Origin of the sequence: Halalkaliarchaeum desulfuricum (genome assembly GCF_002952775.1) — an archaeon.
GTDB classification, from domain to species: domain Archaea; phylum Halobacteriota; class Halobacteria; order Halobacteriales; family Haloferacaceae; genus Halalkaliarchaeum; species Halalkaliarchaeum desulfuricum.
Genome location: NZ_CP025066.1, coordinates 2,555,555 through 2,581,213 on the forward strand (window position 1 = coordinate 2,555,555; position 25,659 = coordinate 2,581,213).

At 58.9% G+C, this 25,659-nt stretch carries 24 protein-coding genes and 1 tRNA gene; 10 read left to right on the forward strand and 15 right to left on the reverse strand.

The features are described from left to right. The first annotated feature begins 159 nt into the window (after positions 1–159). Together pdxS and AArcSl_RS12720 are read left to right on the forward strand one after the other, a co-directional pair. Positions 160–1,068, forward strand: a complete 909-nt coding sequence (gene pdxS, locus AArcSl_RS12715) for a pyridoxal 5'-phosphate synthase lyase subunit PdxS (protein ID WP_119819902.1) — start codon at positions 160–162, stop codon at positions 1,066–1,068. 61 nt (positions 1,069–1,129) lie between these two features. Next, positions 1,130–1,885: a coenzyme F420-0:L-glutamate ligase gene (locus AArcSl_RS12720; RefSeq protein WP_119819905.1), complete on the forward strand. Its 756-nt coding sequence runs from the start codon at positions 1,130–1,132 to the stop codon at positions 1,883–1,885. Positions 1,886–1,944: 59 nt separating this feature from the next. Here AArcSl_RS12720 and AArcSl_RS17125 read toward each other — a convergent pair whose 3' ends face one another. From AArcSl_RS17125 to ilvA, 4 genes are all read right to left on the reverse strand, one after another. After that, positions 1,945–2,751: a hypothetical protein gene (locus AArcSl_RS17125; protein WP_119819908.1), complete on the reverse strand. Its 807-nt coding sequence runs from the start codon at positions 2,749–2,751 to the stop codon at positions 1,945–1,947. Between the two features lie 78 nt (positions 2,752–2,829). Further along, positions 2,830–4,623 carry an archaea-specific SMC-related protein gene (locus AArcSl_RS12730; RefSeq protein WP_119819911.1) on the reverse strand — a complete coding sequence of 598 codons (1,794 nt, stop codon included), beginning with the start codon at positions 4,621–4,623 and terminating at the stop codon, positions 2,830–2,832. Further along, positions 4,620–5,261, reverse strand: coding sequence for a rod-determining factor RdfA (gene rdfA / locus AArcSl_RS12735; protein ID WP_119819915.1), 642 nt, complete (start codon positions 5,259–5,261; stop codon positions 4,620–4,622). The genes AArcSl_RS12730 and rdfA overlap by 4 nt, the downstream gene beginning before the upstream one ends. 253 nt (positions 5,262–5,514) lie before the next feature. Continuing rightward, on the reverse strand, positions 5,515–6,777 hold the full coding sequence (ilvA, locus tag AArcSl_RS12740) for a threonine ammonia-lyase (protein ID WP_119819919.1): 1,263 nt from the start codon (positions 6,775–6,777) through the stop codon (positions 5,515–5,517). Between the two features lie 106 nt (positions 6,778–6,883). On the opposite strand from ilvA, the gene AArcSl_RS12745 reads away from it, so the two are divergent. Beyond that, positions 6,884–7,666, forward strand: a complete 783-nt coding sequence (locus tag AArcSl_RS12745; RefSeq protein WP_119819922.1) for a GTP cyclohydrolase IIa — start codon at positions 6,884–6,886, stop codon at positions 7,664–7,666. Positions 7,667–7,727: 61 nt separating this feature from the next. Then, on the forward strand, positions 7,728–8,348 hold the full coding sequence (cofC, locus tag AArcSl_RS12750) for a 2-phospho-L-lactate guanylyltransferase (RefSeq protein ID WP_119819925.1): 621 nt from the start codon (positions 7,728–7,730) through the stop codon (positions 8,346–8,348). A 45-nt stretch (positions 8,349–8,393) separates the two neighbouring features. On the opposite strand, the gene AArcSl_RS12755 is transcribed toward cofC, so the two are convergent. From AArcSl_RS12755 to AArcSl_RS12770, 4 genes are all read right to left on the reverse strand, one after another. Next, positions 8,394–9,641, reverse strand: coding sequence for an MFS transporter (locus AArcSl_RS12755; protein ID WP_119819928.1), 1,248 nt, complete (start codon positions 9,639–9,641; stop codon positions 8,394–8,396). A 971-nt stretch (positions 9,642–10,612) separates the two neighbouring features. After that, complete coding sequence (locus AArcSl_RS12760; protein WP_119819930.1) at positions 10,613–11,398, reverse strand: IclR family transcriptional regulator; 786 nt, start codon at positions 11,396–11,398, stop codon at positions 10,613–10,615. A gap of 249 nt (positions 11,399–11,647) precedes the next feature. Further along, complete coding sequence (locus AArcSl_RS12765; RefSeq protein WP_119819933.1) at positions 11,648–12,478, reverse strand: DUF1638 domain-containing protein; 831 nt, start codon at positions 12,476–12,478, stop codon at positions 11,648–11,650. 132 nt (positions 12,479–12,610) lie between these two features. Then, positions 12,611–13,273 carry a cobalamin B12-binding domain-containing protein gene (locus AArcSl_RS12770; RefSeq protein ID WP_119819936.1) on the reverse strand — a complete coding sequence of 221 codons (663 nt, stop codon included), beginning with the start codon at positions 13,271–13,273 and terminating at the stop codon, positions 12,611–12,613. A gap of 228 nt (positions 13,274–13,501) precedes the next feature. On the opposite strand from AArcSl_RS12770, the gene AArcSl_RS12775 reads away from it, so the two are divergent. The 3 genes from AArcSl_RS12775 (at position 13,502) to AArcSl_RS12785 (ending at position 17,162) form a co-directional block, all read left to right on the forward strand. Then, entirely contained in the window at positions 13,502–14,350 is an 849-nt protein-coding gene (locus AArcSl_RS12775) for a dihydropteroate synthase (RefSeq protein WP_119819939.1), read from the forward strand. A gap of 199 nt (positions 14,351–14,549) precedes the next feature. Next, entirely contained in the window at positions 14,550–15,752 is a 1,203-nt protein-coding gene (locus AArcSl_RS12780; protein WP_119819942.1) for an MFS transporter, read from the forward strand. A 114-nt stretch (positions 15,753–15,866) separates the two neighbouring features. Next, positions 15,867–17,162, forward strand: a complete 1,296-nt coding sequence (locus AArcSl_RS12785; RefSeq protein WP_119819945.1) for a uroporphyrinogen decarboxylase family protein — start codon at positions 15,867–15,869, stop codon at positions 17,160–17,162. Between the two features lie 78 nt (positions 17,163–17,240). Here the strand turns inward: AArcSl_RS12785 and AArcSl_RS12790 are convergent, their stop codons facing one another. Further along, positions 17,241–19,157, reverse strand: coding sequence for an ASKHA domain-containing protein (locus AArcSl_RS12790; RefSeq protein WP_119819948.1), 1,917 nt, complete (start codon positions 19,155–19,157; stop codon positions 17,241–17,243). 833 nt (positions 19,158–19,990) lie between these two features. Here AArcSl_RS12790 and AArcSl_RS12795 point away from each other — a divergent pair. Continuing rightward, positions 19,991–20,296, forward strand: coding sequence for a hypothetical protein (locus tag AArcSl_RS12795; protein ID WP_119819951.1), 306 nt, complete (start codon positions 19,991–19,993; stop codon positions 20,294–20,296). A gap of 80 nt (positions 20,297–20,376) precedes the next feature. Here AArcSl_RS12795 and AArcSl_RS12800 read toward each other — a convergent pair whose 3' ends face one another. Then, positions 20,377–20,628, reverse strand: coding sequence for a hypothetical protein (locus tag AArcSl_RS12800; protein ID WP_119819954.1), 252 nt, complete (start codon positions 20,626–20,628; stop codon positions 20,377–20,379). Between the two features lie 122 nt (positions 20,629–20,750). Between AArcSl_RS12800 and AArcSl_RS12805 the strand changes: the two genes are divergently transcribed. Further along, positions 20,751–21,821: a 2,3-butanediol dehydrogenase gene (locus AArcSl_RS12805; protein ID WP_119819957.1), complete on the forward strand. Its 1,071-nt coding sequence runs from the start codon at positions 20,751–20,753 to the stop codon at positions 21,819–21,821. A 374-nt stretch (positions 21,822–22,195) separates the two neighbouring features. Here AArcSl_RS12805 and AArcSl_RS12810 read toward each other — a convergent pair whose 3' ends face one another. Further along, entirely contained in the window at positions 22,196–22,942 is a 747-nt protein-coding gene (locus AArcSl_RS12810; RefSeq protein WP_119819960.1) for an SDR family NAD(P)-dependent oxidoreductase, read from the reverse strand. Positions 22,943–23,015: 73 nt separating this feature from the next. Here AArcSl_RS12810 and AArcSl_RS12815 point away from each other — a divergent pair, with 73 nt between their 5' ends. Then, positions 23,016–23,219, forward strand: coding sequence for an exodeoxyribonuclease VII small subunit (locus tag AArcSl_RS12815; RefSeq protein WP_217563454.1), 204 nt, complete (start codon positions 23,016–23,018; stop codon positions 23,217–23,219). Positions 23,220–23,316: 97 nt separating this feature from the next. Here the strand turns inward: AArcSl_RS12815 and AArcSl_RS12820 are convergent, their stop codons facing one another. The 4 genes from AArcSl_RS12820 to AArcSl_RS12835 form a co-directional block, all read right to left on the reverse strand. Beyond that, entirely contained in the window at positions 23,317–24,114 is a 798-nt protein-coding gene (locus AArcSl_RS12820) for an alpha/beta fold hydrolase (RefSeq protein ID WP_119819963.1), read from the reverse strand. Next, positions 24,102–24,344, reverse strand: coding sequence for a hypothetical protein (locus tag AArcSl_RS12825; protein WP_119819965.1), 243 nt, complete (start codon positions 24,342–24,344; stop codon positions 24,102–24,104). The genes AArcSl_RS12820 and AArcSl_RS12825 overlap by 13 nt, the downstream gene beginning before the upstream one ends. Before the next feature lie 146 nt (positions 24,345–24,490). Beyond that, positions 24,491–24,563, reverse strand: a tRNA-Thr gene (locus tag AArcSl_RS12830). Positions 24,564–24,619: 56 nt separating this feature from the next. After that, positions 24,620–25,642: a class I SAM-dependent methyltransferase gene (locus AArcSl_RS12835; protein ID WP_119819968.1), complete on the reverse strand. Its 1,023-nt coding sequence runs from the start codon at positions 25,640–25,642 to the stop codon at positions 24,620–24,622. Between the last annotated feature and the right edge of the window lie 17 nt (positions 25,643–25,659).

The following is a 25,659-nucleotide window of genomic DNA, read 5'->3' on the forward strand; positions in this document are numbered from 1 at the left end:
TAATTGTCAGACTATTGTGGCAGGTGCGCCGTGTACTCCGTAGGCCTCTCCGACAGAGCATAGGTGTTCCCAAAACCGGAATCACGATATAATTCCGCCATCGAATCGTGCCGCTCACGAAAAGTGTGTGTTAAATACGTTCATCCACTATCACGGATCATGTCGGAGGCAACGGATCTCGAGGAGCTGGAGCACGGGACGGAACTCATCAAGCGCGGGTTTGCCCGCATGCAGAAGGGCGGCGTGATCATGGACGTGGTAAACCGCGAGCAGGCTCGCATCGCCGAGGACGCCGGCGCGGTCGCGGTGATGGCCCTCGAGGCGGTGCCCGCCGACATCCGCAAGCGCGGCGGTGTCGCCCGGATGCCCGATCCCCAAAACGTCATCGAGATCATCGACGAGGTTTCCATCCCGGTGATGGGCAAATCCCGCATCGGCCACCGCAAGGAGGCCGAAATCCTCCAGGCGCTCGGCGTCGACATGGTCGACGAATCGGAAGTGCTCACCCCCGCCGACGAGGCCTACCACATCGACAAACGCGCGTTTACCGCCCCGTTCGTCTGTGGCGCGCGCGACCTCCCCGAGGCGCTGCGCCGGATCAACGAGGGCGCTGCCATGATCCGGACGAAAGGCGAGGCCGGCACCGGCGACGTCAACCAGGCGGTCACACACCAGCGCACCATCCAGGAACAGATCCGCACGCTTTCGGGACTCCAGCACGAGGAGCGCGACGCCTGGGCGCGCGAACACGGCGCCCCCCGCGAGCTGGTGCACGAGACGGCCGAGATGGGCCGACTCCCGGTGGTCAACTTCGCCGCCGGCGGGATCGCCACGCCCGCCGACGCCGCCCTGATGATGCATCACGGCTGTGATGGGATCTTCGTCGGCTCGGGCATCTTCGGTGCCGAACGCCCCGAACAAATGGGGAACGCGATCGTCGAAGCTGTCACCAACTGGGACGACCCCGACACGCTGGCGGACATCGCCACCGACGCCGGCAGCGGCATGCGCGGGGAATCCACCGCCGACATGCCCGAGGAAGAACGCCTCCAGAGTCGCGGGGTCTAAGAGTCACTTCTCAGCAATGTAACACCGGTGGGTTTTTTCCGACGCTCGGGTATCATCGGGCATGAAACTGTTCGCCGTTCCGGACCTACCAGAGATCGAGCCCGGGGACGACATCGCGTCCCTGATCGACGAACGAGTCGATCTCGAACCGTCGGACGTCGTCTGTGTTGCATCGACGATCGTCTCGAAGGCTGAAGGTCGACTCGCCGATCTCTCGGCGTTTCCGGCCGGCCCCAGAGCCCGGGAGATCGCTGCCAATCTGGAAGACGCAACAGGCGAACCGAAGGATCCCCGATTCGCCCAGGCGGTGCTCGAGGAAAGCGTCGGTCTGCTGATCGAATCGCCATTCCTCCTCACGGAAACCCGATTCGGTCACGTCACCGTCAACGCAGGTATCGACCGGTCGAACGTTCCCGGTCACGACCTCCTGTTGCTTCCGCGCCATCCGAGCGCGAGTGCGGAGGAAATTGCCGGTGGGCTCGACGCCGACAGGGTGATCGTGACGGATACGTGTGGCCGACCGTTCAGGCACGGTCAACGCGGCGTCGCGATCGGGTGGGCGGGGATGCCGGCCAGCCGCGACTGGCGGGGCGAGCACGACCGGACCGGACGAGAACTGGGCGTCACAGTGCAGAACGTGATCGACGAACTGGCGGCAGCGAGCAACCTCCTTGCAGGGGAAGGCGCCGGCGGGACCCCGGTCGTCGTTGTCCGCGGGTTCGAGTTCGGCGACCACGAGGGGTCGGACGAGCACTTCCGGGAGATCGAAGGCGACCTGGTACGGCAGGCGCTCCGCGAATGGAACGACGGATCGTGATACCTATCCACTAAACCAGCCCAGTTTTGGCTGCGAGGTGCTGGCCCACCAGCGGAACATCATCCGTCTTCTATCACCGTGAGACGACGATCTGCGATCAACTCGACGACCTCATCTGCAGACAAAACCTCCGGATCCACACCGTTCGAATCGGCGGAAGCGCTCTCGAACCGCCGGATCCGATATGAATTGATCTGGTTGTTGTCCGCACTCACGAGTTCGAGGACCTCGAGCGTCTCACCGGTCACCTCGTCGCGATAGCGACGGCCCGCCTGGATACTGACGGCTGGATATTCCGTCGAACACGCCCAGTTGAATTCTTTACAGTACTGATCTATTGCCCACACCAGGTCTTCGACGTCGGCCGCCTCACTCGACTGTTCGGACGTGGATTCGAGTGTTCTGTCCCAGTAATCGACGACACACCTCTTCAGGTCCGCTTCGACTGCCTCCTCGACGAGTTTCTGTTCGATCGGATACCCGATCTCGATCGCGACCAGCGCGTGTTGATCGAGTCGATGCAAGCAGTTCTGACACCCGAGTTCGATTTGCGTGATATTCACGCGATCCTCGACAGTGAGATGAGCTATTTCGGAGACACACTGTGGACACCACAGAAAGATGATTCCGTCCTCGGGAGCCTGTAGTTCGCTGAAGACAGTCAGAGACTCGAATTCCTTGTCGACGTTCCGCTCGAGATCGGGGGTGCTTAGTTCCGGTTCGTCCTGTTGCGGACTTGCAAACTTCGCCAGCTCCCTGTCCTTGAGTAACGACTTGATCACGGAATCGTGTGAGGAATGTGATTCCCGGTTTCTGATCTCCTCGATTCGGTCTTTTGTCCATTCGCGTACTCTGATTGTGGGCATGACGTAAACTAAGCGTATTATCCGATAATAAATTTGGGTTGTTGCCACACTGCGGGAACGACAGTGGGTGTCGACGGTCTAGGTTGACGAGGCCCGCTCGGGCGTCCCGACCTCCCATTCGCTCGGATCGATTTCCTGCCCGTCGAACGGGCTGTGTTCCGGAAAGGTCGTGAACACGAAGTAGTCGGTACGCTGTTCGATGTATTCGACTAACGCATGCAGGTTTTCGTCTGCGAGACTACCGATCCCATCCAGGACCATAATCGGTGCGACCTCTGTCGTGTCGAAGGCCTCGTGCCCGGCCAGGCCGGCAACGATACCGAGCAGTTCGAGTTCGCCTTCACTCAGCGCATCGAGTGGGGTTTCGCGTCCGTCCCGGGCAACGACGAGTTCGAAACTGGACGTGAGGCGTGCGGATTCGAAGCCCGTGTTCAACCGTTCGACGAGGTCACCAACGGCTTCGTCGAACGCGTCTCTCGTCCCCCGTTTGATTTCCTCTTTCCGGCTTCGGAGTTCCTCGATCTCGGAGCTGATCTCTTCGTACTCGTCTTCGAGAGTGTCGGCCCGTTGGGCCCGCTGTTCTATCTGCTCGAGTTTGCCCTCCTTGTCCTGGAGTTCTGCTTTCCTGTACTTTATCTCGCCTTCGATATCCGTGATTTCCTCGAGCGTGGTATCCACCTGATCCGAGAGCTGTTCTATCCGTTCTTCGGCTGCTTCCAGTCGATCCCGGGCGTCCGAGAGGCTCTGGCGTCGATCCGACAGTTTGGCCTGGAGCTCCGAGATATTCGTTTTTAGATCCGATTTCCGCCGTTTGGTCTGTTTGATCTCTTCGCGGCGGGCTTCCAGTTTGTCGATGCGCTTGCGGCGGTCGTCGACCTGTGCACGCTTTTCGGAAATCTTCTGTCCGAGCCGATCCAGCCGTTCCTCGATCTGACCGCGGGTGACTCTTTCGCCGCAGGTCCAACACTCGAGACTGTCGTCGACGAGTCCTCGTTCGACGTCCGCAATGAGATCGACCTTGTTCTCGGCCAGAACCATCTCGTTGGCCGAATACACCGACTGCAGAACTTCGTTCTCCTGTTCGAGTCGATCGACGGTATCGCGTACTTCGGCGAGCTCGGCAGTGACGTCTGCGTCCTCGTCGACGCTAATCTCTTCGAGTTCGGCCTCGTACTCCGCGAGTTTTTCCTCCGCCCGTTGAATGGTGCGTTCCAGCCGGTCGATCTGATTTTCCGCCTGGTTTCGGTCGGAGCGCGCCTGGCTCAGTTCCTCGCGTGCCGAACTCGAGTCGGTGTCCTGGTCTGTGACGTCGGACGATAGCTGCTTCCGTTTTTCATTCAGCTCCGAGAGCTCCGACTCGAGCTGAGTGACCTCCTCCTGGACTTTCGGCAGTCTATTCCTCGCCTGCTGGGCCTTTTTGCGTTCGGACTCGACTCGCTCCCGTTCCCGTTTGAGGTCCGATATTTTCTCGTCGATCCGTTGGAAATCCAGCGGCTGCAATAAGCTGTCCTCCAAGCTGTCCCCCTGTCTGACGGCGTCACGAATGGCGTTTCGTTCGTCCAGACAACCGAACAGCTCCATTCGCGCCACGTCGTACTCGTCAGCCAGTACGGGTGTGCCGTTCCTGACGACGGTTCCGTTTTCCCTGACGAGATCGACCGTGTACGTTTCATCTGGTGTGTCGATCCTGACCTGCCCTTCGTCCGCCCCTTCCATCAGCTCTTTCGAGACGCCCAGGCCGACTTTGATGGCCTCGACGAAACTCGATTTCCCTTGCCAATTGGACCCCCGTACGGCGTTTAGTCCAGGTTCGATACTGGCGCTACCGCTGGCGATACCTCCGATACTGTCGATTCGAATCTGCCAGGTCATTGTTTCGAAGCCTGTATTTCCCGAGGCGTATCGCGATGTCGTTCACAGACGAATCCTCTGTCGATTGCTACCCCGATCGGGACCCTGGTCGGACAGTGACCACAGCGCAATTTGACCTGCACCTCGACGCTGGCGTGATCGACTCCGGCGAGTTGACCTTTCGATCCCAGTGCAGATACCGTGCTTTCGACCTTTTCGCGGGCGAAGTTGCGGGCCATATCGATGCTCTTTCGCTCCCAATCAGTCGCGTCCGTCGTGGTCTCCTTGGAGGCGCCAAGACAGTCCTGGAGATGGTTTCGCATCGTCCCCCACGAGACGAAGTCGTCGAGGATCTCGTCGACTGGTATTCCAGTCGAGAGCAGATCTTCCCTCACTTCGTTTTGAAGGAGTTCGTCTTCGCCAGTCAAACTCTCGTAGTCGTGGAGAACTCTGTTTCCGAGCGTCTCTCGCCCGGTATCGTCGTAAACGCTTTTCAGTATCCGCCTGTTGAACCAATCCGTGAGCGATCTGTAGCCCATCTCCTCGTGGCTGTGTTCGCCCTTCCACCGGGAAACGAGACCCTCGTCGATAGATTCGTGCATCGGATCTGCACGCTCGAGGTCGTATTTCTCGACCACCCGGTCGACCTTGCAGGCCATATATGTTCACCCAAAACACCCGGACAAATAAAATTTTGTATTCAATCTGTAAACTCAGTGCGGATCACTGCTCTACTCTCTTCCTGTCTCGAAATAAATTTTAACACCCTTAGTCCATTAATCGAGGGCGCAGTCACAATGCGGGTCTACTCGGTAAACTGTATGCGGTATTTCTCGAGGAACTGCTGTAACGGCTCTGTCACTGCAGCGGACACGAGCAGGCCTTATGGGACTTCCCCTCGGTGTCGGGTTCTCACATCGGGGTGGTGTTCCACTGCATCATGACTTCCTTCATCGCGTTCCGGTTCATGTACTCCACCTCGTATCCGAGTTCTTCGATCGCGTCGACGATCGTTGCGGAGTGTTCGCTGCCTGCAGTTTCGATTTCGAAAGTGAGGAACGCCTCGCCGACGTCGAGGTCCGTATCCGCCCGGTCGTGTTCTGAAGCGTGAATGTTTGCGTCGTGGTCCGCAATAACCCGTGTTATTTCGGCCATCCGGCCGGGCATGTCCTGAATCCGGACCCGCAGTTTGAGCAACTGTTCCCGATGGGTCAACGCGTGGGTCAACACGGTCTGAAGCATCGTCATGTCCAGGTTCCCACCGCACAAAAGCGGCATTACCGTCTCACCCTGGACGTCTACGTCCTCGCTCAACATGCCGGCTACCGAGGCCGCACCGGCTCCTTCGACGAGCTGTTTCGCCCGCTCGAGCAAAAGCAGGATCGCCTGGGCGATCTGGTTGTCGGAGACGGTGACGATTTCGTCGACGTGCGACTCGATCAGCGAGAGCGTCAGCTCCGAAATTCCGCCAGTCGCAATCCCGTCGGCAATCGTATCGACCGAATCGAGGGTCACCGGGATCCCCTTGTTGATGCTGTCGGGCACGGTTGCCGCGTCCGTCGCCTGCACCCCGACGATGCGGGTATCCGGGCTCAACTCGTCGAACGCGAGGGAGATCCCGCCGATCAACCCTCCACCGCCGATCGGGACGATGACCGTGTCGACCTCGGGACAGTCGTCGTGCATTTCGACTCCCAGGGTCCCCTGGCCGGCGACGATCGCCGGGTCGTCGTACGCGTGGATGAACTCGACTCCCGGATCGCCAGCTCGCTGTCGTGCGTCGGCCATCGCCTCCTGGAAGTCGTCGCCGACGAGTTCGACTGTTGCACCGTAGTCCCGCGTCGCATCGATTTTCGTCTGTGGCGCCGTTCTCGGCATCACGATGGTCGAATCCACACCGAGTTTCGTCGCGGCGAGGGCAACGCCCTGAGCGTGGTTTCCGGCACTCGCGGCCACGACGCGGTCGACGTCTCGCGTGTCCAGGGTTTTCGCGATCTTGTTGTATGCACCCCGGGTCTTGAACGATCCCGTCCACTGGAGATGTTCCATCTTGAGACGAACGTCCGCCCCGACGAATTCGCCCAGAGAGGTGCTCTCCTCGACCGGAGTGCGTTTCACGACAGTGTCGTCGTCGAGCCGTTCCCGAGCGCGTTCGATATCCGCAAAATCTACCATGTGAAGTAACTGGTAGCTGACTGTCTAAAAGGTCATCGTGTTCTCAAAACGGGAGCTGCCTCGAAGCGGATAGAAAGTTTTTAAGTCGCTTTCGAACTACCCAACGATATTCATGGTACAAGTCACGGTACTACAGCTCGATAACTACGGTCCCTGGACCGTTACCCCGAACCCCCGCCGTGAAACGGATCTACAGGCGCTACAGGCCCGACTCTACGCGGACCTGTGTCAGCAGTTCGGTCTTTTGGGCGGCTACGTTTTTTACGGGCGGTTCGATAACCTGATCGCGTTTACCGACGGGATCTCGAAGCGAGAGCACGGGCGCATACAACAGTCGATCGACAATCTGTATCCGGTTTCGGTAAGCATGTCGATCGGGAGAGGGAATACACCCAAACAGGCGGTCGAGATCGCGTCGGCGAACCTCCAGGAACAGGGAAGCTCTCAAGACGCCGACCGGTCGGAAGTGCTCGTAGAAGACGAGATTGACGAGTTGCACACGACCGCTGTCGGTGTTGCCCATTTCGACGTGGTCGACGTTACTGACAAAATCACTGACGAAGAGAACGCATACGAGGCGTGCCTGTCGATGGAATCGGTTTACTCCGACCTGATGCGGAGGATGTACGCCGATTACGATGCTCTTTCGTTCTTTGTCGGGGGGGACAACATCATCTCCGTAACGCCGAAACTGAGCGACTCGGCTCTCGACGAAGTGATTGTAAAGACGAAGCAGAACACGAACGTCCAGCTTCAGGTGGGATACGGTCTCGGTGACACCCCCTCCGAGGCGGGAATGCAGGCGAAGCACAATCTGGAACTGTGTCGGGAGAAGGGAACGGTCATCGAGCGAGACAGGGCGGTCGTCGAGCGCTCCAGCGCGGACTGATAGCCGGACTCGAGATGCGCAATAGCTTTTTCAGTACAAACGATGAAAGCGACGAACAGGTATGAAAATCCTCATTCCTTTCGACGGGCGTAACCCGAAAACCCGTCTTTCACAGACACTCTCTCCGGAGGAGCGATCGGAGTTCTCTGCGGCCATGCTCGAGGACGTGTTGGATGCGATCCCGTCCGATTCGCTGGATCCGGAAGTCGTGACGACAGAACCGTTCGATCGTGATCCGGGCGTGGAAACCTCGACCAGCAGCGAACCGCTGAATTCGGTCGTGAACAGCTACATTGACTCGACAGTTCCGGTGGCTGTGGTGATGGCAGATCTCCCGTTGATCCGGACCGAACAGGTCGAGCGTCTGCTCGAAACGCCTGGCGACGTGGTTCTGGCGCCCGGAATCGGCGGTGGGACCAACGCACTGGTCGTTCGAAACCAGTCGTTTTCTGTCGACTATCACGGCGTGTCCGTTCGTGACCACCAACGGATAGCTCGCAACCGGGGACTCTCTACTACCAAAGTCGATTCGTACCGACTGGGTCTCGACGTCGACGAGCCCTCGGATCTCATCGAGGTTCTCCTCCACAGTTCGGGACGTGCCGCCGACTGGCTCGAATCGAACGGGTTCGAAATAGTCGAGCCGGGTGGCCGACCAACCGTCGCTCGCGAATCAGACTGACACAGTGGGTCATACCTCGTCGGAGCCGTCACCGAACGCCGACAGTCAATTATCTCGTCCAAAGCCTCTGGGGAGGCCAGACCGTCTGTAGAGCACGACGACCCAACCGACGATACCGCCGACGATCGAGAGCGCCCCGAAGGCCGGTAGAATGACACGATAGCCGACGACAGGCGTGACGAACATTGTCCCGGCGAGGACGGTAAAGGCGACGGGGCCGACTGTCTGTCCGATGCGGAGCATGCTCGTCTGAACCCCCGCCATACTCGCCCGCGTCTGAGCCGTCGTCAAGGTGACGACTGCAGCGTTCAACGCCGGCATAACGAGGCCGAATCCGGCTCCGAACACGACCAAAAGTAGTGCGACCTGGAATGGAGAGGTAACGATTCCGACACCCAAAAACGAGATCCCGAACAGCACGAACCCGAACGCAACGAGGAGGGGAATACTGAACCGTTGCTCGACGCGGCCGAACTGGGAGGCCACCGCCGCGTTTGTGAAGGAAACGATGGACAGGATCAACCCGAGATACGGTTCGACGACGCCGTACTCGTCGGTGAGCAACAGCGGGATGGCGGTGAGGACGCCACCATAAAACAGGAAAAACACCGCGATGTCGGCGAGGTAGATGCCGAACGCGGCCGGCATAAGCAGGATCTCGCGCGTGTTCTCGATGTAGGTCCGGAAATCCTTCGGACGGGCGAAGGACGGTTCCTCGAGAACGAACACTGCCACGAGGCCGACCAGAATACCCACAGCAAAAAACAGGAACGGAACGTTCCAGCGAATCGCCGCGAGCACCCCACCGATGAGGGGAAATAGCCCTGCCCCGGTACCGATGACGCTGCTGTTGAGACCGATTATCGTCTGTTGTCTGTTCCCGGAATAGTAATCGCCGATCAACGTCACTGCAAGCGGAATGAGCGCACTCGCCCCGATTCCCTGCAGGAACCGTAACCCCAGCACCTGCCGAAACGTCGTCGCTCCGGCGATGGCGGCACCGGCGATTCCGAACAGAAACAGGAGGGGAATCAGGGTCCGCCGTCTTCCGAGCCGATCGGCCACGAGGCCGACAAACGGCGTCAGGAAAATCCCCGGAAGGGTGTAGATCGTGATGATGAGCCCGACCTGCGCGTCGGTGATCATGAACGTCGTTCGCAGCGCGGGAAGAACTGGACTGAGCAGCGAGACGCCCATCACCCCGATGAGTGAGCTTGCAAGAATTGTCTGTAGGCGGGGGGAAGTCCAGGGGACCCCGTCCGACGTCTCGGAAACGGTGTCGCTATCCACCATGGGCACCACGCAAACTCAAATCGACGTCTCGTAGACGTGGCTGTCGTCGCTGAGGTCCAACCGGCCCGGGGCGACAACGGTGGCGTAGCGAAGGAAATAGCAGAAAGGCGAGAAGTGTCATCGTCCTCTACGGGGAAACATGACCCGTGAGAACTACTTTATACTTTTCATCCCGAAGCACTATACTCAGCGACGTTCTCCATTACCGACGATGTCGATGGCCTTCGAAGAGGCGACGGCGGAACAGCGTCAACGTTGTCGTGATCTAGAGCACGGTTCTGTTCCACATATCGACGTCCGGTGATGGATACACTTCCAAAAACGACGATGCGAGAGACCGTCGATAGTTAAGACGGAGTCCGGGTTAGGCAGGTTTTCGATATCAATGAACAGAGTTGGTAGTTCGCCATTGATTCGATATGGATTACTGCTGCTGAAAAACTGGGTACCCGGATAGTTTTCCGCAAGTGGATTTACCGACATATGTATCCATTAAATAAGATAGATTTTATTATAATATTCTAATAAGTCCAATACTATATTATATTTCAAATATTTTTTTACTTACAATTATATATATAATTAGATAATATTTATATTATATTCCAGTATTTTAAAATTATAATGTGATTATAGCTATATATTAACACGAAATTCAAATAAAACCCAATATATTGATTTCAGTCAGCTATAGCAATATAGATTTTACATATAAATAGTATTTAATAGTAGAACAAATTTTCTACCTAAATATTGTTATTATTAGAAAGGCTGACTTCCCGGGAGTTCCGGTCACAACAGTACTGTTGAGTTGGGATTACACTCATAATCTTGTAATTCAATAGTCCACGGGTGGAGGATTACGGAATACTGTGCGACAGTTCTCTCCGGGTATTTCGCGAAGAGACAGGCCCAAGCTCAACCGATACGACAACTGTTCGTCACCGTCGAATCCAATATGCGGCAAATCCTTACCGAGTTTTCAGGTCGCTTTCGATGCGGTAATTCATATCCTGGTAGCTGATGTTGATGTTCAACTTGCCGATCTTGTATCTGAGGATTTCTGCAATCTCCTCGACGCGGTCTTGGTCGAACCGAAGCGCCGGAACGGGAACGACGATTCCTCCATGGAACTGCCCCTGGTTGTCTACTATCGGGGCTGCGACTGTCCCTACGTCATCAACAATTGATACGTTCCCATGTGCGATTCCATCCTCACGGATCTGTTCGAGCTCGGCCAAAAACGAGGCACGGCCGACCCTGTTTTCCAGCGGAAACTCGAGTCCGTCGAGTATTTCGTCTCGACGTTCTTCAGGGAGGAATGCGAGGAGCAGTTTTCCTTCAGGGGTCGTGTGGAGATCCGTACAAAAGCCCACGTGGATGTCGGTGCGGATTCCCTCTTTCCCTCGCCCGATACCCGCAAAGACCATCTTTCCGTCAGTTTCGACGACGTAGTTGACGCTTTCGTTCGTCTCCTCGGCGATTTCCTCTAAAAGCGGTTGCACGTGATGATAGATGGTACGTTTTTGTCGTACGGTCGCACCGAGAGCGAAAAAACGGAGTCCGAGATGGTATTGATTGTCATCGTCCTTGACAACGTACCCTCGGCGTTCGAGCGTCGAAAGATGAGAGTGAATTGTGCTCTTTGCCATATTCAGGTCCTCGGCCAATGTCGATACCCCTGCCCCCTCGACGTATTGAATGTGTTCGATGATATCGAACATTCGATCGATCGCCTGTATTCCGTTTCGGGTCATGGGATCGTATTTTATATGTGATGGCTAAAAGTTTTCCCAAAGGAAGAGACCTCAACCCGATGAAATCACAACGTTCAGCGCAACCGACGCGTAATACGATCAGGGGGACACCGACGTTCGAGAACCAAAACCCTCATCAAACGCGGGTATTCGACGAAGACGAACGCTACTCCCCATGTTCGGTGTCAAATAATCTGTGCTCGAAAAGTAACGTACTTGTGTGCGATCTGGATAGGCCGCCGAGCCATCTCACTCCCCGGACGGTTCCGATAGTATGGGTGACGGACCGGGTTCGGAGACAGGTTCTCCAGGGTCGTACCGTTCGACCTCCCGAACGCTTTCAGGTTCGCCGAGGATCCGTTCGAGCCGAGAGAGATCGGCCTCGGAGACCGAAAGCGACGCGCTGGCTGCGGCCGAGTCGTCGCCGCCTACCCCGATTACAAACTGCCGGAAGGACTCGGCGTACTCCCGGTGGAAGGGATACAGGTTTCCGGTGTCCAGGAGGACGACGTGGTGATAGCAGCTGACCACGTCGCGGACGAGCGCTTCCGGCGGGGTTTGCATTCGTTCGCTCCGCGTTGCAGCCTCCTGGACTCGTTCACTGTGAGGCCAGTTTACCCACATGTCGGGATGGTTCTCCTGTGCCTCCTCGAACCGGCGAACCAGCCCGTCGTACTCTCCCGCGTAGGCGCTATACACTTTGAAACAGTCCAGCCCGACGTCGATCCAGCCCCGGGTGAGGTAGTAAGTACCGGCGGACTTCCGTTCCCCGTGGGGGCCCCTGGGTCGGTCGATGAGAAATAGTTCGATGCAATCTCCTCCCCAATAGACGAACAACGGAACCTCGGAACTGCTCACGCCAGCGACGCCCGCAGGGTCGTGATACAGGACGAGGATGTCGTCGACGCCCTCTTCCTCCAGTGTGTCGATACTCTCTTGAACCTGATCGTGTATCCGTTGAGATTCTGGTGCGTGGATCGGGAACTCGTGGTACCACTGCGGGACGAATTCGATCGACGCGTCGGGTGCCAGGCGGCCTAGTTCATCGTACAGCGTTTCACAGGCGACGATGCCGAGCATTACCCCACCGTTGAATTGGGGACGAAATAAGCGTTCGCACCTTGCTAATTGGCGGTACGGACCGGCCGAGTGCTCTCCGTTACGTTCAAACGAGACTAAAATTCGGGATCGCGGCGGTCTCGGGATGTATGTCTACGTTTCCGCTCCGAGCCACTCTTTCGCCAGGTTGACGCCGCCGGGTGCGTCGGTCTCGTATCCGTCGGCGCCCACGTGTTCGCAGACGTCGTCGGTGATCTGCCCGCCGCCGATCATCACTTTCGTTCCCTCCCGGAGTCCCTCCCCGTCGGACTCTTCGAGGAGACCCGTCTCCTCGAGAGCGTCGACGGTCTCTTTCATCGAGTCGAACGCCGCGGTCAGGAAGCCGCTCAGGGCGACGATATCCGGATCGTGTTCCTCGACGGCGTCGACGAAGTCCTGAACGGGTACGTCGATCCCGAGGTCGTGGACGATGAACCCGTTCAGATCGAACATGAAATACACCAGATCCTTCCCGATGTCGTGGATGTCGTCTTTTACCGTTCCCAGTACGACGACCCCTGCAGCGTCGTCCTCGTCGGCGTCGGGCATCTCCGTCTGGAGGCTCTCGGAGATCTGCTCGATGATGTCACCGGCGTACATAAGGTCCGGAATAAAGTAGTCTTCGGCCTCGTACCGATCGCCGACGATCGCCATTCCCTTCTTGAGGTCGTCGAGGATGTCGAGGGGGTCCTCGCCGGCCTCCAGCCGCTCTTCGGCCATCTGTACTGCTTTTTCCTCCTCTAACTCGGCCAACGCCTGGACAAATTCATCTGACATCGGTAACCAGCTAAAACGTCCAAGTACGATTCCTTAAAGATTGCGGGGATGAGGCGCTGAGAGCGGCGAATTAGACATATTAGTTTTAATTACCACAACTTCGTTTGTTCTTCTCGGAGGTTCTGGCGCCGGCCACCGGATCCTCTGACAGCCAGTAGTCCTCCCTGGGACTGCTCTAAGGTAACACAATCCTTTTACTGGCTCGCTGGGACAGTCTCAGGTGACAGCATGTCACTCCAGACGACAGTGGAAGGAGCCGGCGAATCGGTGACGCTCGATCGGACCCAGCAGGTGCATCTGATCGGAGAGCGAATCAATCCCCGTCCCGAGTCGGACCTCGCAGAAGCGCTGAGCGAGGGGAACCTGGAACCGGTGCGGGAACTGGCAGACGAACAGGTCGAGAACGGCGCGGACCTGATCGACGTGAACGTCGACGCCGACGGAGTGGACAAAGACGAAATGCTCCCGAAGGCAGTCGAGACCGTGGCGGACGCGGTCGACGTGCCGATCGTGATCGACACGAATTACGAGGACGCCGACGCGCTGGAGGAGGCGCTGGATCTGTGTCCGGGCAAGCCGATCGTCAACTCCGTGAACGGGGAACTGGAGTCCCTCGAGACGATCCTTCCACTGGTGGACGAATATGAAACCGCGGTGATCGGACTCACCATGGACGACGATGGGATCCCGGACGACGCCGATACCCGATTCGAGATCGCTCAAGCGATTCTCGCGCGTGCTGACGAGCACGGTATTCCCAAAGAGGACGTGATCATCGACTGCGCGGCGCTGCCGCTGTCGACGGATTCAGAGGCCGGTCGGACGACCCTCGACACGATGGAGATGGTCCGGGACGAACTGGGCAACAGCATCACGCTCGGTCTCAGCAACGTCTCCTTCGAACTACCCAATCGAGAGGAGATCAACAGCGTGTACCTGGCGATGGCGATCCGGGCGGGCCTGAACGTGCCGATCGTTCGCGCCGAGACGACCAAAGAAGTCGCACTGATCGCCGACCTCGCGATGGGCCGCGACGACTTCGCGAAACGGTACCTCGGGTACTACCGCGGACGGTAATCCGTATTCTTGCGGATATACAGTGGGGAGATTCGAACAACGGGATCCGGATTCCCTTGTCGATAGTCGTTAGGTATATATCTCGGGGTGGAAATTTAATTCGTGTGAGTTGAGATGTGGGGCCTGCAAACCGTGTCGTCGATAGTGGATAGGCCGTTCAAAAGTCAGCTGAACCGAAGACGGACGAGGTGGATCACTCATGACGAGTAAGGACTATCCCAAAAAGCGATGGACTGTACTTGGACTCGCGTGGGGTGCGTTTTTCGCCGTTGCAATGGCGTGGTACATCATGCCGACACTCCAGCCGGATATCCTCGAACTGTACGGGATTACCGGCAGCCAGTTCCAGCTCGCGTTTACCCTCCCGTTCGGTGTCGCGGCAGTGCTTTGCATCCCGGGAGGAATGCTTGCCGATCGACTCGGGATACGGCGTGCGGCAACCCTCGGTATGGCGATTTCGGGCGTCGGCTTCCTCCTGCGATCTCGGACTGGAAGTTTCGAGATTCTCTTGGGATCGATGCTGCTTGTTGGAGTCGGTCTGGGACTGGTAATGCCGAACCTTCCGAAGCTCGTAAGCGTGTGGTTCCCGTCGGACGAGACAGGTCTCGCCACCGGGATTTACAATACCGGACTGATGGGTGGACTGTCGACGGGAATGGTCATCGCGCCGTTCCTCCCGGCGTGGCAATCAGGAAACGTGCTACTCGGTGGAATCGTGCTCGCGTTCGCTGTCGTGTTCTTTGTTATCGTCCGAGACACACCACCTGGGAAAGAACTACCCTCCACTCCACTCGTCGAAGGGCTTCAGCGCGCGGTGAAGAGCAAGAACGCCTGGGTCGCGGGCTTTGCTGTGTTTGCCGGTCTCGCTGGGATGGTTGCGATACAGGGTGAACTCCCTGTTGCGCTCTTCGAGATCCACGGGATCGATACCGCTACCGGCGGTCAGATCGCTTCGATGATAACCTACGGTGGGATCCTCGGCTCGCTAACCATACCGGCGATCGCAACGAAACTCGACCGGCGTAAAGGAACTCTGGTTTCCGTGGCCGTCGGATTCGGAGTGATCATGTTCCCGGTGTGGCTGACGGGGAACACGACGATTCTCTTCGTCGGCACAACCGTCGCCGGTTACCTGGCCGGCGGCGCCCTCCCCATTATCATGGAAGTCCCCACCTGGCTGCCGCGGGTCGAAAGCGATCCGGTGGAGCCGCAACACGTCGGCGGCGCCTCCGGGTTAATGACTGCGATGATGAATCTTGGAGGATTTATCGGACTCCCGTTCATCATTGGGCCGATCATCGGCTGGCAGGGATACACGATCGGCCTCCTCGCTGCGATGATCATCTTCTCCTTTCAGGGGATTCTCGGAATCTTGTTCACGCTTCCTGAACTCGGTGACTGAACCCCCCCGCACGTCATAACGTCTTGAAGAAGGTGAAAGTATAAGTGTTATCACAGAGAACCGCCGCTGTGGAAGAGACCGCCAAAAATCCGACGCTATACTGATAATAAACAGATGACACACGACACGGACGTCACGCTGGAGAACTGGGAGACGGGAGTTGGAATCGACTTCGAGGACGAAGCGGCCCGCGAAGCGTATCAGGAGCGTGCAGGACGGTTCGCGACTGCGATTCGCGGCGGGGAGCCGGACCGCATTCCGACGGCGCTCAGTGCGACGTTCTATCCGGTCTTCCATGCCGGGATTACCCCGGAGAAAGCGATGAACGATGCTGCAGCGTTGGCCGCCGCCTTCGAGGAGACGGCCTACGACCTCGAGCCCGATGCCCATCAGTTGTCGGCCGCGCTGCTCCCTTCGGCGAAGATGCTGGAGATCCTCGATTACCAGCTGTACGCCTGGCCCGGTGACGGTGCCTCCCCGGACACCGGCTATCAGGCGCTCGAGGACGAATACATGGGCCCGGAAGACTACGAACATCTGATGCGGGATCCCACTGATTTTTGGCTGCGAAACTACATGCCCGAAATCGTCGGCGCGCTGGAACCGTTCCGGGAGTTGCCTCGCTTCACCGACCTGGTGGAGATCCCGAGCATCCACTACATGGCGATCCCGTTCGGGTTGCCCCACGTCCAGGAGGCGCTCGAAACGCTCATGGAGGCCGGGGAGGAGGCGCTCAGGTGGCAAGAGATCGTCGGCGGGACGACAGAAGAAATCATCCAGTCGGGGTATCCCACCTCGTTCGGCGGCTTCACCAAGGCCCCATACGACACGCTCGGGGACACGTTGCGGGGCACCAAGGGTGTCGCCATGGACCTCAAGCGAAACCCCGACACCCTGCTGGAGGCGGTCGACCGGCTGACCCCGATCATGACCGAAATGGGGATCCGCTCCGCACAGGCCGCCGGCAACCCCATCGTGTTCATCCCGCTGCACAAGGGCGCGGACGGGTTCATGTCCGACGAGGAGTTCCGAACGTTCTACTGGCCGCAGCTCAGGGAAGTGATCGACGGTCTTACGGACGCCGGATTGGTCCCCTGGTTGTTCGCAGAGGGGAGCTACGACAACCGACTCGAGGCCGTCTCGGATCTCCCGGACGGCAACATGGTCTGGCAGTTCGATCGGACGGACATGCGGGACGCGAAAGCAGCCCTGGGTGATCAGGCGGCGATCGCCGGTAACGTCCACAGTTCCCTCCTCAACACGAAGGAGCCGGAAGACGTCGACGAATACTGTCGCGAACTCATCGAGGACGTCGGCCCCGATGGGTTCATCCTCGCGCCGGGTGTGGCGATGGACGAGGCGGAACCCGAAAACGTCCGGGCGATGATCGAGGCACCCCGAAAGTACTAGCACTTCCCCGTTCTTTGATCGCGGTTCGATGTGTTAGGCCTCCGACCGCGTCCGGTCGGGATCGACAGAGGATGCCTCTCAAAGCGATCGGTCGACGCCGACTTCTTCCAGACGTGCTTTCACGTCCGGATACCGGTCGAGATCGCGGTGTGGAAGGTACATCGCTTCCATGAACTCGTCGTGGAATCCGTCCCAGGCGGCGAGTTCGACGTAGTCGACTTCCTCGACGATGCGTTCGGCTTCGGCCTTCGCCGCTTCCTCCAGCAGCGCGTAGATCGCCCCGTAGCCGGCGGCGTTTCCGAGGAACTCCACCTGATCGGCGCCGACCTGCGGGTACATCCCGAGCAGCTTGGCCGACTCGGGATCGAGATAGTTGCCGAACCCGCCGGCCATCACCAGCCTGTCCACGTCGTCGATGCCGGCCTCCGAAAGCAGGATGTTCGTCCCGGTCTGGATCGCCGCCTTGGCGTTTTGAATGTCCCGAACGTCCTCCTGGGAGACCACGATAGCCGAGTCGCCGTTCGCCTCGGTGGCCTCGACGAGCACGAACTCCCGGTCGCCGTCATCGGTTTCCCGAACCCGACCCCGGCCGTCCTCGGGAGTCACGAACCGACCGCGCCGGTCGATCGCACCCACGAGGAACAGTTGGGCGACGACGTCGACGATTCCGGAACCGCAGATCCCGACCGGCTCCGCGTCGTCGATAACCTCGAGTGTCGGTTCCCAGGTGTCGGGATCCAGCGTCACCGCCTCGATCGCGCCGGGTTTGGCACGCATCCCGTGGGAGATCTCTGCGCCTTCGAGTGCTGGGCCGGCGGGCGCCGACGCAGTCCACGCCGTTTCGCCGTCGTAGACCGCGATTTCGCCGTTCGTCCCGATGTCGATACAGACGACCGTCTCCGTCCGATCGAGAATTCCCGCCGCGAGCAGGTCCGCCACGAAGTCCGGGCCCACCCAGCCGCCGATGATCGGCAGCCACGAGAGGTAGCCGGAGTCGTTGATCTCCACGTTCAGCTCTCTGGCTTTCACTGTTTCCGAGGCCTGCATCGCTGGAACGTACGGGCTGGCCGCGACCGCGCTCGCGTCGATCCCGAGAAAGAGGTGATGCATGGCGGTGTTCCCGACGAACACCGCTTCGAAAATTTCGTCGGGTTCGATGCCTGCCTCCGTCGTCACCTCGTCGATGCTCTCGTTGATCGTATCGACGATCTCCGACTGGAGCTCTTCCCGGCCCCCTGGCTTCTGGCTGTGCTGGACGCGACTGATGATGTCGCCGCCGTGTCGCCGCTGCGGGTTGAGCGTTGAGCTAACGCTTTCGACGGTGCCGCTTCGAACGTCCAGGAGGTACACGGCGACCGTCGTGGTCCCGATGTCGACCGCAAGCCCGTACGCTGATTGAGCGGTTCCCGGAACGACCGAAAGTAGCTCCTCCGTTCCAAAAACCACGGCAGTACAACGAAGCGTTCCCTCGGTTTCTTCCGCTCGAATCCTCGAGGGAAGTTCCGTCGTCGCGAGACGATCGGCGGAGGTAACCTCAATCCCGTACTGTTCCTGAAGAGCATCGAAGAGACGTTTCCGATCCGCGGTGTTGTCCTCGAGCGTGGGCGCGGCCAGTTCGAGCCGGTAGAGGCGGACGGACGGGTCCAGATCGAAATCAACCTCGACGCCTTCCGTCATCACGATCTCGCCTTCGCTCCGTGAAGAAGCGGGAACGTGCACCGAAACGTCGCCTTCAACGACGGCTCGACAGCCCAGTCGATAGCCGTCATCGAGTTGTGCCTCGGTGAGAACGCTTTGTTCCTCGTCGGTCACCGACGAGAGGTTTTCTGCCCCCGATTCGATCTGCACTGCACAAGTCCCACACAGGCCGTTCCCCCCACAGAGTGCTTCGATCCGGGCGTCGGACCCGTCGGCCACCTCCAACACGGTTCGACCTGCCTCGGCCTCGACGTCGATGTCCCACGGACTGAAGGACACGACAGGCTCTTGTGCCATAGCGTGAAATACGGGCAACAATATATAGTAGTTGCGAGAGATGGGGTCTCCCCACTCTGAGAAAACGAACAATCCGTGTCGGAGAACAGAATTTTTATCTCACGAAACACACTCAATATACAGACAAAGTATTTATGAATAGTTATAATTTTAATATAAGATAATACTACTATTCCATTACTCTATCGTAGTACTACCGCTGGGATTGCAACAAAACTGATGCGTCCGTTGAAACGGACCGAACTCCGAACTGTGTACGGGTTTACTCCGGAAGCGCCGTTATAAGGGCCTCTAACACCGTTTTAAGATCATGGATACAGTTTTAGGATCTCGGATACCGTTTTAGCGCTCTCGAGGTGCATTTGCGAATTTTCGCCAAGAAGCCGCCGAATTATGCCCAAATCATGGAAATTTGGGCGTGAAACTCCAGAAGCGTACTATCGAACTGTGAGATCTCCCTCCTGAAGATGACGTGTGCCCGATACCCTCACACGTAATTACTCGGCGCAGTATCACCCGCTATTTATTATATCAGTATTTATATTATTTCTATATCAATTATAGTATCTATATTCGAGTCGACCGCGACTCCACAGTGATTCGAGGCGAGTGCCTCGAAACGTTCGGAAATCTTCGATTCCCGTGGTGGCGAAACGCTCGGTCATCAGTCCGTGCAATAGTTGCGGAGGTCGTGAACGGTGTCCGCGAGCGCACGCTACAGTTCGGATTCGTCCATCTCGTCGTAGATGATCTCCTCCGTTTTGCGTCGATCCTCCAGATGACCACCACCACTGGTGGGCAACTGTTTTGTGCCGCTCGAAACGACCTCCGGTATGCAGGCGAACGCCCTCTCGGCCGAACGCGATGTTCCCGTTGCGGTCGCCATCGCCGTCCTCGTCGCGTTCGGCGTCCTGGTCGGCATCGCGATCCTCAACAACAGCTGGCGGATCTGGGATACGGCTGCCTTCTGTGGTTCGTACGCCGACTTCTACGATCCACCGGTTCCCGAAGTCTGTCTGTCGTTCCCGGTTTACCTTCGACTCTCGCTCACTCACGCACCACACGTGGTGCCAGCAGTACTGCTCGGGATACTCGTCGCGATCGGATACGTCTGGCGACGCGCACAAGCAGGGTCATAGACGTTCACACAACGTGTGCGTCGGAGTTGTACAGCTCTCGCAATAACACGAACGCCGACATTCCTCGCGCGTCTGCTGGATCACCAGTCCGTGAAATGGTTGCGGAGGTCGTGAAAGGCGTCGGCGAGGGCACGCTGCAGTTCGGAGTCGTCCTCCATCTCGTCGTAGATTATCTCCTCCGCTGTGCGTCGATCCTCCAGGTCGTGGATGTCGTGCGTCTCGAAGAACTCGCTGTACTCGCTGTCGTCTGGAATCATCTCGACGGTCTCGTGCCACTGTTCGAGAACCGCGTCTTTCGCCGAGGGAGGTGGTCCGGGTGTTGGATCCGACATGGTGTTTCACGTCCGTTGATACGACCTTAGACTGCCGAGTACAAAAGAATCAACCGATCGGAAAAGTACCACCGTCGAAATCAGGGATTCGATTTATAGTATTGGTTGAACAACTATTTACCATGCAGTCTGCAGTATTCCACGGCCGAGAGGACATCAGGGTCGAATCGATCCCGGAGCCGACGGTCGGTAGCGACGACGTGTTGATCGACGTCGTCGCGTGTGGGATCTGTGGTTCGGACCTTCACGAGTACGTCGCCGGTCCGATCTTCATCCCCGGCGAAGAGCCCCACCCGATCACCGGAGAAATGGCACCCGTTCCGATGGGCCACGAGTTCGGCGGTGAGGTCATCGCAGTCGGCGACGACGTCGAGGACGTCGCTGTCGGCGACGTCGTCGCGGTCAATCCGATCATCTACTGTGGGGAGTGCCGATACTGCGAGGCCGGCACCTATCACCTCTGTGAATCGGTCGGCTTCGTCGGCCTCGCGGGTGGCGGCGGTGGCTTCTCCGAACAGGTTGCCGTGCCTGCAGAGCAGGCCATTCCGCTTCCGGACGGTGTGCCTGCGGAGTACAGCGCGCTCGTCGAACCCTTCGCAGTCGGGCTTCACGCCGTCCGGAACGCCGAGTTCGAGCCCGGGGATTCCGTCGCGGTCTACGGGACCGGGCCGATCGGTCTGACGGTCGTCCAGGCGGCGGCCGCCGGCGGCGCAGGGACCATATTCGCCGTCGAACCCCAGGACTCCCGCCGCGAGATGGCCGCAGACCTCGGCGCGGACGTGACGATCGACCCGACCGACGAGGACGCAGTCGAGACGATCGTCGATCAGACCGATGGCGGCGTCGAGGCTACCTTCGAGGTCGCCGGCATCGGTCCGACCGTCCGTGACGCGATCGCGTCGGCAAAAAAGGAGGGATCGGTCACGATCGTCAGTATCTTCGAAGAGCACGTCGAAATCGACCCGAACGCGATCGTGCTCGGGGAGCGCTCGGTGGGCGGAACGCTGGCCTACGAGGGCGGTCCACGTTCCGACGTCGAGTTCGGTGCCGTCCTGGACATGTTCGCCGACGGCACCCTCGATCCGGAGCCGCTCATCACCAGCCGGATCGGCCTCGACGCCATCGTCGACGACGGGTTCGAAGCGCTGCTCGACGACGACCGCGAGGAGGTCAAGATCCTCGTCGAGCACTAACGATTCTTCGACGTTCACCGCAGGAGATAGTTGATCAATTTTCGGCCGCCCTTCCGATATGGCTGATGACGCGATCAGCCGGTTCGAAGACCGGATCGAACCCAGTGACGAACTGAACGAGGTCGACGGAGATCTTTTTGCACTTCTCCGGCGAGTGTCAAAACAACCACGACCGCACGTAGATCGCTCTGATCTCCGGTGCAGGCCCGCGTGGGGGAGAACTCGAAACCAACCAGGTTGATGATCTCGAACCCAGCGAGCACGGGTTGCGGCTCACGTTCGAGGACAAGCAGTGCCGGTCGACTGTCGGGTTCATTCTCGCGTCGCCGTGGTGTCCGTCGAAAGCGACGTCTGCTGTCTTTATCCGAACCCGCTCAGTCTACGAGCCAGCCACCGTCGACGTCAACGGCGGTCCCGTGGACGAATGAGGCGTCGTCACTCGCGAGGAACACGGCGACAGCCGCTATCTCTTCCGGCTGCGCGTACCGCTGTGCTGGCGTGTCGGCAGTCATCGCTTCCATCTCCTCGATCATCTGATCGGTCATCCCCGTTTCGACGGCGCCCGGACAGATCGCGTTGGCTCGGATCTCGGGGCCGTAATCGTGCGAGAGCTGTTTCGTGAAGCCGATCAAGCCGTGTTTGGAAGTCGTGTAGGCGGCGCCCCCGCCCCCGGCGACCTTGCCGGCGATCGAAGCGGTGTTGATGACGACACCCTCGTCGTCGCCCTGCTGCAACTCCGGCAGCGCGGCCCGCGTCAACAGGAACGGACCGTGAAGGTTCACGTCGATGACGCCATACCAGAGTTCGTCGGACGCATCCCCGACTGGAGTGAAGTCGTCCAGTACACCTGCATTGTTGCAGAGGACGTCGATTGTCCCGAACTCGTCGATTGTACGATCGACGACCTCGTCCACGCTGTCAGCATCCGTGACGTCTCCAATTACAGCTATCGCGTCCCCGCCGCCCGATCTGATATGTTCGGCGACGTCGGTTGCCCCGTCTTCATCTACGTCAACCACGACGACTGATGCCCCCTCGTCTGCAAACGCTTCCGCCATTGATCGTCCCATTCCCGACGCCGCACCGGTGACGACCGCAACGCTATCTGGTAGTGACACCATATCTTAAGTATCACTATAATTAATAAAGAACCCTCCGACGATTCTCGCACAGCCAGAACATCGCTGTATCGTTTTGCTACCGCGGAACGGTCCAGATCGTCACGTACCCATCGTCGACGATCGCCTCGGACAACTCATCGAACGCCTCGAAACCGAGCAACTGTCACTCCAGCAGGCCGACCGCCTCCACGAGGAGGCAACAGAACTGCTCGAGGAACTCGAAGCCGAACTAGACGTTGGCGACGGGCGCGTCACGCCACTCGATACCGATGAGTGAAACCCGGGTCACGATGCCAACGCCGCTCGTGGAGCAGGCCCTTCGTGCCTGGTGAGCTGGCGCGTCGAATAGTCATCGATACTCGCGTTCGTGCAGTTTAGCACCGATCGACGAACGCAGTCAACACCCGGTTGAATCGATCGGGCTGCTCGAGGAACGGACAATGACTGCTCTCCTCGAATCGTTCGAGTTCCGCACCCGGCGTCCGGGCTGCGACGTACTCGACTCCCGCCGGATCGACGAGCGCGTCGTCTACACCGGTACAGACCAAGGTCGGGACAACAACATCCTCGAGGACGTCCCGATAATCTCTGACCGACTGGTCGAAGAGGATCGCGCTTTTGATCGCCGGTGGAACACGAGAAATCTCGTCGAACATGAGTCGGTCGAGTTCCTCGTTTCCCTCGCCGTGGATCATCTGGTCGACGAACAGGCCGGCGAGGGCGTGGGGATCCCTCTGGGCGAGTTCCATGAGATCCACCAACTCGTCGAAGTCGAACACGCCGTGTTCGAAGTCCTCCTGTTCGAGATCGACCGGCTGCTGGTCGACCACGACGAACCCCGAGAGACGGTCCGTCCCGAACTGGTCGATATACTCCCAGCCGACCAACGATCCCATCGACCACCCCACGAGCACGATGTCGTCGAGCGCCAACTCCTCGAGGAAGGCTTCGAGGTCGGCCGCATAGGCCGGCACCGTGTGTCCCGTTTCGGTCTTCTCCGAGCGGCCGTGCCCACGGAAATCGAGCACGACCGACTGATATCCCTCTGGTAAGTCCTGCTGTTCGGTGAAGAATCGCCCACCCATCATCACCCCGTGCAAGAACACGATCGGCGTCCCGTCACCTGACGATTCGTAGTACAGTTCGGCACCGTTGACAGTTACCGTCGGCATACGCGGTAGTTGCAGTCCGTGTGACTTCTCTTTTCCCCCATGTGTTCTTTGGTGTGGCCGTTGACGGCTGGCTCGAACAGCGTACCGACCGCATCGAAATTCAGCAACCGTCTCGCCAGGACGTCGGTCACCTGTACGGGGACGGGGAAGAGTTGCTCGAAGATCCCGGATCCGAGTTGGACGTTGGCGAGGGGGGCGCAGGCGAGTTCGACGGCAAGGGTAAGCCACACTCGTGTGAGACTGAGTTGTCCGGGTACAACTCCATCACCGACTCCGTACGTTCTTGGCTGAGTTCTCGGACAGTCGCCTCCCGAGCCGGGCGAGTCGCTTTTGAGCGCTCTCGCGGCTCTTCGACTCCACTTCGTTCCGTCAGAAGAGCCGGAGGAGGGATTTGAACCCTCGACCTAATCCTTACGAAGGATTCGCTCTGCCAGCTGAGCTACTCCGGCGCGCATTGGTTCGTATCCAGATGACGGCAATAAGGGTTCCGGATTCGAGCAAGGGGTCACCGTTCACTCAAGCGGACATCCAGGCAGACGTTGAGTTCGTGTGGCGCGTACGACCGGACCACGTGCTCGGTTTCGACCCGAACGTCGTACTCCTCGCCGGCCGCCTCGCGGATCGCCTGCAGTCCGGGACCGAACGGATCGTCCTCGTGTTGAATGTCGTAGTAGTGGAGCAAACACTCCTCGCCGGCGAGCGCGACCGCCGTCTCGAGGAACTCCCCCGCCGAGTGCGGGAGGTTCATGAAGATTCGCTCGGCCCAGCCCTCCCAGTCGTCGGCGACCTCGCGGACATCGCCGTGTATCGCGGTGATCCGATCGCTCACGCCGTTCCGGCGGGCGTTCTCCCGGAGGTAGTCGATCGCCCGTTCGTTGAGATCGCAGGCCACCACCACCGCCCCTCGGTCGGCCGCAGGGATCGCATACGGCCCCACGCCGGCGAACATGTCGAAGACGTGCTCGCCCGAGTCGACGTTCTCGAGCACGCGGTGTCGCTCCGTCGCGAGCCGCGGCGAGAAGTACACCTCGTCGACGTCGAGCAGGAACTCGTAGCCGTACTCGCGGTGGACGGTCTCCGTGGGAGAACTGTAGGGATTCGGCGCCCCGATATCGTCCGGGGAGACGAGCACCTCCCAGTCTCGAACCCGCAACTCGCCCCGGATCTTCGAGGCGCGATTCAGAACCGTTCGAACGGGAATGTCGGAGTCGACGACCGCGTTCGCGATCTCGCGTGCTCGATCGAGGTCGTCCTCGTCGAGGATGACGATGTCCCCGAGTCGTTCGTAGGTCGGATCGTAGCCCAGAAGATCCGCCGGGGTCCGCTGTGGCTCCTGTTCGGGAAGCTCGCGAGTCGTCACCGAGTCGGCGTATTCCTCGGGAACGCCCGCCTTGTCTGTGATCGGCAGATAGATCGTGTCTTCATCGACGACGATCCGGTGGCTCCCGTCGAGCACGCCGGCTTCCGCAAGCGCCTGACGGACGGCCTCGCCTTGCTCCCTGGAGACCGCCACGCACGGAACGGACATACCGGGAGAAGTCAGCC

Excerpts from the sequence above, each read along its gene's own strand:
- AArcSl_RS12795 (WP_119819951.1), top strand. The coding sequence starts at position 19,991 with ATGCAGGCGAACGCCCTCTCGGCCGAACGCGATGTTCCCGTTGCGGTC.
- AArcSl_RS17125 (WP_119819908.1), bottom strand. The coding sequence starts at position 2,751 with ATGCCCACAATCAGAGTACGCGAATGGACAAAAGACCGAATCGAGGAG.
- AArcSl_RS12810 (WP_119819960.1), bottom strand. The coding sequence starts at position 22,942 with ATGGTGTCACTACCAGATAGCGTTGCGGTCGTCACCGGTGCGGCGTCG.
- AArcSl_RS12835 (WP_119819968.1), bottom strand. The coding sequence starts at position 25,642 with ATGTCCGTTCCGTGCGTGGCGGTCTCCAGGGAGCAAGGCGAGGCCGTC.
- rdfA (WP_119819915.1), bottom strand. The coding sequence starts at position 5,261 with ATGGCCTGCAAGGTCGACCGGGTGGTCGAGAAATACGACCTCGAGCGT.
- AArcSl_RS12790 (WP_119819948.1), bottom strand. The coding sequence starts at position 19,157 with ATGGCACAAGAGCCTGTCGTGTCCTTCAGTCCGTGGGACATCGACGTC.
- AArcSl_RS12820 (WP_119819963.1), bottom strand. The coding sequence starts at position 24,114 with ATGCCGACGGTAACTGTCAACGGTGCCGAACTGTACTACGAATCGTCA.
- AArcSl_RS12775 (WP_119819939.1), top strand. The coding sequence starts at position 13,502 with ATGTCACTCCAGACGACAGTGGAAGGAGCCGGCGAATCGGTGACGCTC.
- pdxS (WP_119819902.1), top strand. The coding sequence starts at position 160 with ATGTCGGAGGCAACGGATCTCGAGGAGCTGGAGCACGGGACGGAACTC.
- AArcSl_RS12730 (WP_119819911.1), bottom strand. The coding sequence starts at position 4,623 with ATGACCTGGCAGATTCGAATCGACAGTATCGGAGGTATCGCCAGCGGT.
- AArcSl_RS12720 (WP_119819905.1), top strand. The coding sequence starts at position 1,130 with ATGAAACTGTTCGCCGTTCCGGACCTACCAGAGATCGAGCCCGGGGAC.
- AArcSl_RS12780 (WP_119819942.1), top strand. The coding sequence starts at position 14,550 with ATGACGAGTAAGGACTATCCCAAAAAGCGATGGACTGTACTTGGACTC.
- AArcSl_RS12800 (WP_119819954.1), bottom strand. The coding sequence starts at position 20,628 with ATGTCGGATCCAACACCCGGACCACCTCCCTCGGCGAAAGACGCGGTT.
- AArcSl_RS12755 (WP_119819928.1), bottom strand. The coding sequence starts at position 9,641 with ATGGTGGATAGCGACACCGTTTCCGAGACGTCGGACGGGGTCCCCTGG.
- AArcSl_RS12770 (WP_119819936.1), bottom strand. The coding sequence starts at position 13,273 with ATGTCAGATGAATTTGTCCAGGCGTTGGCCGAGTTAGAGGAGGAAAAA.
- cofC (WP_119819925.1), top strand. The coding sequence starts at position 7,728 with ATGAAAATCCTCATTCCTTTCGACGGGCGTAACCCGAAAACCCGTCTT.
- ilvA (WP_119819919.1), bottom strand. The coding sequence starts at position 6,777 with ATGGTAGATTTTGCGGATATCGAACGCGCTCGGGAACGGCTCGACGAC.
- AArcSl_RS12785 (WP_119819945.1), top strand. The coding sequence starts at position 15,867 with ATGACACACGACACGGACGTCACGCTGGAGAACTGGGAGACGGGAGTT.
- AArcSl_RS12760 (WP_119819930.1), bottom strand. The coding sequence starts at position 11,398 with ATGACCCGAAACGGAATACAGGCGATCGATCGAATGTTCGATATCATC.
- AArcSl_RS12805 (WP_119819957.1), top strand. The coding sequence starts at position 20,751 with ATGCAGTCTGCAGTATTCCACGGCCGAGAGGACATCAGGGTCGAATCG.
- AArcSl_RS12765 (WP_119819933.1), bottom strand. The coding sequence starts at position 12,478 with ATGCTCGGCATCGTCGCCTGTGAAACGCTGTACGATGAACTAGGCCGC.